The organism is Nocardia cyriacigeorgica NBRC 100375, from assembly GCF_000308555.1.
In the GTDB taxonomy this organism is placed as follows: domain Bacteria; phylum Actinomycetota; class Actinomycetes; order Mycobacteriales; family Mycobacteriaceae; genus Nocardia; species Nocardia cyriacigeorgica.
This window is the reverse complement of the sequence record NZ_BAFY01000030.1, coordinates 1-7,036: the sequence shown is the minus strand read 5'-3', so window position 1 is coordinate 7,036 and position 7,036 is coordinate 1. Positions and strand designations below refer to the sequence as shown.

The window sequence follows — 7,036 nt, the reverse complement described above, 5'->3', positions numbered from 1 at the left end:
CCTTCTGTTGTCCACGGACACTTAGCCCCCTTCTGTACCCACACCGGCCGCCACAGCCCCGTACACCGGACCGCCGAGCGGCGCATTTCCCCAGCACGCTACCGCCCGCCCCGAACCCCAACAAGCCCGCGCCACTCCCGGCGCTCGTACCTCGCGCATTTTGGGCGTGATGAGGGCAGGAAGGCGTGCGAGGGTGCCGCAACCTTCGCCGGCGGGCGGCGCGCGGGCGCGGTCGCGGATGGTGGGCTGGGGTTTCGGGGCAATGGGCGATGGTTTCGCCCCGTCGCGGTTGGTAGCGTGTATCGAACGGCGCACGATCAGGGCGGGGTGGGATGAGCGACGACTACGAGGAGTACCGGCGCAAGGTCATCGATGCGCAGCGGCAGTGGAATTACGATCGGTCGGCGATTTACTTCGCGCAGGCGTTCGTCGCCTCGAAGTTCGACGGTGACTACGAGGACCCGCGGATCAAGGGCCCGGACAATTACGACACGATGACCCTCGCCGAGATGGTGCAGAAGGTCAACGATATGAAGCCGGAGCTGGTCGAGGCGGCGGGGAACGCCTGGATGCAGACCAGCACCGACATCAAGGATGCCGCGGCGGCGTTCAACACCGAGTTCCAGAAGACCGTCGGCGGCGAGGGTAAAGCGCCGGCGTGGGGTGGTGCGTCGGGCGCGAAGGCCGTCGAGGCCGTCAACAATTACGCGACGCGCACCGAACCGCTCGGCACCGCCGCCCATCTCGTCGGGATCAAGCTGCTCGAGATGGTGACCGGCCTGCATCAGACGAAAGCGCTGATGCCCACCGCGGAACCGCCGAAAGACCTGGACGGCAAGGTTCTTCCGCCCGACGGGATCATGAAAGAAGGCGACTACACCGCCGAGGAAGCCGAGGACGAGGGGCGGCGGATTCTGCGCACCGTCTACGGGCAGGTCGCGCATCAGACCGACCATGGTGTTCCGGTGCTACCCGCCGCGCCGAAGGTCGTCGACGACGGGCCGAACCAGCCCTACGTGCCGCCCGGTGACGGCGGCGGCGAGGAGAACGGCGGAGGCGGCGAGAACGGCGGCGGTGGCGAAACCGGTGGCGGTACCGCCGAAACCGGCGATACCGGCGGCGAGGACACCGGTGGCGGCACCGGCACCGAACCGGAGGACACCGGCACCACCGCGGCGAGCGCCGAAACGCAGAGCACACCACAAACCACCAGCACTCCGACCGACACCTCACGAGCGGCCACGACCGGAACCACCGGCACGCCCACCGGCACCGGGTATGTGCCGGGCGGGTCGGGCCGTTCGGGCTCGGGTTCCGGATTCCCTGGACGCGGTGGCGGATCCGGTGGCGGCGGATCGGCGGGCGGCAGCAACCAGCCGGGAGCCGGGCGCAGCTTGCCCGGTGGTGGGCAACCCCAGTCGGGTGTCGCGCCCGCAGCGGCTGCGGCCGCACGCGGTGGTGCCGCCGGAGCGGGCCGTGCGGGTATGGCCGGCATGCCGATGGGCGGCATGGGTGGCGGCCGGGGCGGCGGGCAGGACGAGGAGAAGCAGGGACAGTCCGCGATCAAGGACTACCTGATCAACCAGCAGAACGGCGAGGAACTCACCGGGCTGGACTCGATGCCCAAGACCGTGCCGCCGGTGCTCGGCGAGGGATGAGCCGATGAGCGAATGGCGTTTCACCGGGCTGCAATTCCAGATCCTCTGGTCGGCGTACGGCTCCGATCGGCTGCCTTACCCGCTGCGCTACCGCCCGGTCGCCGACAGCTTCGAGGACCTGCGGGCGCAGCGCGACGCGGCGGTGGCGCAACTGCTCGACGGGTTCTATTCGGTCGAGCTGATGCGGGTGCTCGAGGTGCTGCGTGAACCCGAGGCGCGGGTAGAGATCAAGGGATTCGGCGAGAAGGGATCCGGTACGACCTATCGATTCCACGGGGCGGTGAACGGATATGCGGGGGCCGCGCTGGTGCAGCTCGCGGGCACGGCCGACGACATCGGCGGCGACGTGATCGTCACCGGATGCGCGGCCGAACAGGTCCCGGCGCACGCCCTTGCGGCACTGCCCGAAGCACAGGCCGGAACCGCGCCGCCACTCGAGGTCAGGCGTGAAGAACTCGCCGCCGACCGCTCGCGCTATGTGCGCGGCCACGGCGAAGCCAGCCTCACTCAGCAGCTGGACCGGGTCTTCAAACGCACCCGGCGCTCGTTCGGCGAGATCATGGTCTTCCCCGGTCCCGCCGTCGACGCGCGGCCCTCCTTCGGCCGCAGCTTCTGGTGGATGGATTACGACGACGGTCGCTACTACGTCAAAACCGGCGACCCGATCGTCGCGAAACCGGCGAGCCCGGCGGCGCTGAGCAAGGAGATCGGGCGGCTCATCTCGATCACGCAGCGGTTCTATCGGGAGGACCGCGACCACGACGAATACCTGCGGTCGCGCAGGTAGAGCGGCGCTGCCCGGTCGTGACACCCGCAGCCGCGCGAGGCACGGGTTGCCGAGGGGCGGCGCTCAGCCGGCTTCGGGCTGGATTCGACGCTGCACGGCGAACCCAGCGGACAGTCACGCACGCACGTGGAAGCAGCCGGTCGGCAGGGCAAGCCTGAGCGCCGCGCTGTCGCCCGACGCCGCCGAACCGATCTTGGTACCGTGATCACGCAGGAGTTGATCGCGAGGGATGTGCACGATGGCGCTGGTGGAGGCGGGCCGGAGTGGCCTCGACGAAGTCTTGGCCGGGTTGCAGTGGCGGTTCGTGCGCCGCGATGTGTTCGAGCGGGCGGCCGGTGAGTGGGAGTTCCTGTCCGGTCAGCCGAACGCGATCCTGGTAATCGAGGGGCTGATCCGGGTCGAAGGGCTCGGCGAGTCCGAGGATCTGACGCCGGGCGATTTCGTGTTCGTGCCGCATGAGGATCGCTTCGCGCTGCACGCGCTGTCGGAAACCACCGTGCTGCGGCTACAGCTCACCCCCGCGCGGACCAGTGCCGCCATGGCCGCGCTGCCGCAGCGGGTGCTGCTCACCGAGTTCGCCCGGCACACGCCGCTGGCGGCGACGCTGATGCGGCACCTGATCGAGGAATGCGCGGATCCGGAAGGGGTGCAAGGAGATCGGGTCGCCACCTTGATCACGTCGATGGCGATCGAGTCCTGGCACAAGCGCGGGTGCGCGCCGAAACGGTGGCTGCTGCGGGTGAACGAACCGGGTGTGGCGCGGGCGGTGGCCGCCATGCACGCCGACCCGGGCCGGGAGTGGACGGTCGAAGCGCTGGCGCGGGTGGCGCTGGCCTCGCGATCGGGGTTCGCCGCGCGGTTCCAGGCGGCGACCGGGCTCACGCCGGGACGCTACCTGACGCAGCTGCGGGTCGAACGGGCGCAGCGGTTCCTGGCCGAACAGGATGCCTCGGTCGGCGCGGTCGCCCGGCGACTCGGGTACCGGTCCGAAACCGCGTTCGGGCGGGCGTTTCGCAGGCACACCGGCCGCACGCCTTCGGAATGGCGGCGTGCGGCCCGTACCTCGACGTAGCTGTCAGCCGGCGGCGCGGCTCAGCGACAGGCGCAACGTGACCGCACCGAGCACGGCAGCGGCGGCGGCCACACCGTAGGTCGCGGCCAGGCCGATGCCGTCCACACCGCGTCCACCGACCGCCGAACCGAGAATGATCGCGAGCTGGAAACCGCCTACCAGCAGCCCACTTCCCGCCTCGACCCGATCCGGCAGCACCCGCGACACCCACACCTGCACGACATTGAGGATGCCGCCGAACGCACCACCCCAGATCACCACCGCGACATAGGCGAGCGGTGCGAACGTGGCGGAGCCGATGATGGCGAGCAGCGACAGGCCGATGGCCACCGGCACCGCGACCAGCAGCACACCAAGGCGTCGGTCGGCGAGCGAACCGAGCACGAAGTTGCCGATCAGGCCACCGATGCCGAACAGCGCCAACAAGACCGGGATCGCCGTGGGGCCCGCGCCGAGCAGCTCGTCGAGCGCCGGACGGATGTAGGTGTAGCCGGCGAAATGCCCGCCGATGACGGCGACGACGCTGATCAGACCCAGCGCCGCCCCCGGTGCGCGCAGTGCGCCACCCATGGCCGCCCAGCCGACACCCTGCGTCGGCTGGATCGGCGGCAGGACCAGCTGCACCGCGACCGCCGCCACCAGCGTCAGCACCGCGGCGACCGCGAAGACGACCCGCCATCCGGCAAAGGTGCTCAACAGCACCCCGAGCGGTACACCGGCGACCGTGGCCACCGTGGTGCCCGCGTTCACGATCATCATGGCCTTGCCGAGCCGCTCGGCCGGCACCAGCTGCGTGGCGATCACCAGCGCCATCGACCAGTAGCCGCCCACCGCAACCCCGAGCAGCAGCCGTGCGATCAGCAGCGAGACGATGTTCGGGGCAAGCGCCACAACCAGATTCGAAGCCGCCGCGCCGACCGTCAGCACCATCAGCAGCGTGCGGCGATCGACCCGCGGGAACAGCGAACTCAGTCCGAGCGCCGCCAGCAGCGCCGTCAACGCCGTCGCACTCACCGACAGCCCGACCACACCTTCCTGAACGCGCAGATCGTCCGCGAGGGCGGTCAACACCCCCGGCGGCAGGAACTCCGAGGTCACCAGGGTGAAGCTGCCGAGAAACATGGTGAACAGAGCCGGCCACACGCGCCGCGCCGAGGCCGGCGCCGAGGATACGGCGGTAAGAGTCGATGTCATGCCAGAAGCAACACCCGCCATGCGCCCCCAAGGCGACCAAAACGCCAAGCCGTCCGACTCAAACGCCAAGCGTCCCCGCCGGGTCTTGGCGACGACGGGGACATGAGGCTGACGACACGCCGGATCTGCCTGTCTCACGTCCACCTCGTCGAGCGTGTATCGGCAATGGATGGGTCTGCACCGTCACTTCGATGGGCTTGGAACGGCCGACTTCCCTCGAACGCGTTGGGCGATCACGGCCTCGGCTCGATCCGCCGGACGGTGCCTACCTTGCCGATGCCTTTGTCGAACGAGGCGACCGACGAGCCCGGATCGGACTCGGCGAGAGCTACCAGGTAGGCGTCGGCGAAGGAGAGCCGATGGTGTTCGTAGATGTCGACGGCGCGAATCAGCAACGCAGGATCGTCGGTCTCGATATTGCGCGATCCGATCAGGGCACGGGAGAGTGCGGCGACCTGAGGTCTCGGTACTCGATAGACACTCTGTAGGACGTACACCGTCTCCGCCAGGATCAGATCCGGCAGAAAGAGGGTCTCCGACTCGGCGAGAAAGGCTGTCGCCCGGCGGCCCATATCCGGCGGATCCTGGGTGAAGTGGCGAATGAGGATATTCGTGTCCAGATAGACGGTCACGAATCCCGGTCCTGCCATTGCCGCACCCAGGCAGCGTCGCGGATCTCCTCCCATGAACGCCCCGCCACCTGTGGCGGGACCGGCACGCTACCGGCCAGATCCAATAGATCAGGTGTTTTGGCCAGCACCACGACCTCCCCCTCCACTCGGAAATGCACATTGTCGCCGGCCTGGAGCTCGAGGGCGTCGCGCACGGCCTTCGGGACCGTGATCTGTCCCTTCGACGTCAATCGTGCCAGCGCATCCATGATTGCTCCTTACTTCGACGGCAAAGTAAGGATACCTCTGACCCCGCGCTCGCACGACAGCGACGAGGGAGGCATGAGACCGGCGACACGCTTGGTTCACCGGTCTCGCGCCGATGCAGCCGGATCTGCTGGCGGCCGCGGTCGCGCAGGTGCGGGCCGCCGGCGTGACGACTGCGGTGCGGGCACCCTCGCCCCCACGCGGTGCGGACTCAGGGGGCGGGCCGGGATTGCTGGATCCCGTTCGAGCGGCGGGCGATGCTGTGGATGAGCAGGGCGAACAGGACGATCACGAGGATGGGGGCGACTGCGGGGGCCCAGGCGAGGTGGAGTGGGAGGAGGGCGGCGGCTGCTGCGAGCACGGTGAAGGCTACGGCGCCGGTGACCGAGGGGATGGTGGTGGGAACCACGCCGACAGGGGCGGTGACCGTGGCGGTATTGAGCAGGTAGGCGGTGGCGACCAAACCTGTCGCGGCGGCGGCCAATACGCCGGTATCCGACCACGCCAGCACACCGATGGCGAGCAGGACGGCGGCGACCGCGGCGGGGCGGAACCACCAGCCGGCGGCGACCAGGGCGATGGCGGGCAAGCCCGCCCACGGGACCATCAGCGTGACCGAGCCGATGAGCAGCACACCGGACAGGACGGCGAGGAAACGGATCATCGGCGCACCCGGACGGTTCGGCGGTGTTGGGGCAGCAGACGCATGATCTGATCCAAACGGGTGTCTTCGGGCCAGGACACGATGTCGACGCCGACGGTGCCCATATCGCGGTACATGGTGGCGCGTTCGAGCTGCCACATGCGGGCCAGCGTCGGGTCCAGGTCGCCGGCGAACGGGGTGCCGCGCAGGACGTCGACCACCACCACGACGTGCCCGCGTTTGCGCAGGTCGATGAGGGCGAGCGCGAACTGGGTGTCGAGCAGGGTGGAGAACGCGATGACGATCGCGCCCAGCGGCACCGCGGCGTGCGGGGCCAGGGTGCCGGTGGTGGGGATGTGTTCGTCGCCGACGTCGAGGACGGTGTCGACGATGCGGTAGAACTGGCGGCGCCCGATATCGGGGCGCAGCCAGCGCGGGTCCTGGCCGAGGCAGACCACGGCGGTGCGGTCGCCGGCCTGCAACGTCGACTGCACCACCTGCGCCGCACCGCGCACCGACAACTCCAGCGAATCGGTGGCCGGGCCGGGCGCCTGCAAGGAGGTGTCGATCAGCACCACGACATCGGCGGAACGATTGGTGAGCCGCTCGGTGACGTAGAGCCGCCCGCGGCGCGCGCTGACCGGCCAGTTCACGATCCGCAACTGATCGCCCGGCGCGTACGCGCGGATGTCGGCGTATTCCACACCCGGCCCGTGCTTGCGGGTCAGGTGCACGCCGAGTCGTTCGGGAAGTTCGGTGCGCGGCAACCGCATTCGCTGCGGATCGGTGATCGGGTACACGAAC

Annotated in this window: 8 protein-coding genes; 3 read left to right on the top strand and 5 right to left on the bottom strand. The window is 69.3% G+C overall.

The window, feature by feature from the left end; translation table 11 throughout:
- The first annotated feature begins 332 nt into the window (after nucleotides 1-332).
- From RJ05_RS02345 to RJ05_RS02335, 3 genes are all read left to right on the top strand, one after another.
- Nucleotides 333-1,658: a hypothetical protein gene (locus RJ05_RS02345; protein WP_036532591.1), complete on the top strand. Its 1,326-nt coding sequence runs from the start codon at nucleotides 333-335 to the stop codon at nucleotides 1,656-1,658.
- A gap of 4 nt (nucleotides 1,659-1,662) precedes the next feature.
- Nucleotides 1,663-2,445, top strand: a complete 783-nt coding sequence (locus RJ05_RS02340; protein ID WP_036532588.1) for an ESX secretion-associated protein EspG — start codon at nucleotides 1,663-1,665, stop codon at nucleotides 2,443-2,445.
- Between the two features lie 238 nt (nucleotides 2,446-2,683).
- Complete coding sequence (locus RJ05_RS02335) at nucleotides 2,684-3,517, top strand: helix-turn-helix domain-containing protein (protein WP_036532586.1); 834 nt, start codon at nucleotides 2,684-2,686, stop codon at nucleotides 3,515-3,517.
- Nucleotides 3,518-3,520: 3 nt separating this feature from the next.
- On the opposite strand, the gene RJ05_RS02330 is transcribed toward RJ05_RS02335, so the two are convergent.
- From RJ05_RS02330 to RJ05_RS02310, 5 genes are all read right to left on the bottom strand, one after another.
- The gene (locus RJ05_RS02330; RefSeq protein ID WP_036532584.1) at nucleotides 3,521-4,711 is read right to left on the bottom strand and encodes an MFS transporter; all 1,191 of its coding nucleotides are present in this window, start codon (nucleotides 4,709-4,711) and stop codon (nucleotides 3,521-3,523) included.
- Between the two features lie 233 nt (nucleotides 4,712-4,944).
- Nucleotides 4,945-5,343 (bottom strand): type II toxin-antitoxin system VapC family toxin, encoded by a 399-nt coding sequence (locus tag RJ05_RS02325; protein WP_036532582.1) that lies wholly within the window; start codon nucleotides 5,341-5,343, stop codon nucleotides 4,945-4,947.
- Nucleotides 5,340-5,591 carry an AbrB/MazE/SpoVT family DNA-binding domain-containing protein gene (locus RJ05_RS02320; RefSeq protein ID WP_081597129.1) on the bottom strand — a complete coding sequence of 84 codons (252 nt, stop codon included), beginning with the start codon at nucleotides 5,589-5,591 and terminating at the stop codon, nucleotides 5,340-5,342. The genes RJ05_RS02325 and RJ05_RS02320 overlap by 4 nt, the downstream gene beginning before the upstream one ends.
- Nucleotides 5,592-5,800: 209 nt before the next feature.
- Nucleotides 5,801-6,253 carry a hypothetical protein gene (locus tag RJ05_RS02315; protein WP_036532580.1) on the bottom strand — a complete coding sequence of 151 codons (453 nt, stop codon included), beginning with the start codon at nucleotides 6,251-6,253 and terminating at the stop codon, nucleotides 5,801-5,803.
- Nucleotides 6,250-7,036, bottom strand: a 787-nt coding sequence (locus RJ05_RS02310; RefSeq protein ID WP_036532578.1) for a DUF58 domain-containing protein, incomplete at its 5' end; no start/stop codon positions are given. The genes RJ05_RS02315 and RJ05_RS02310, both read right to left, overlap by 4 nt.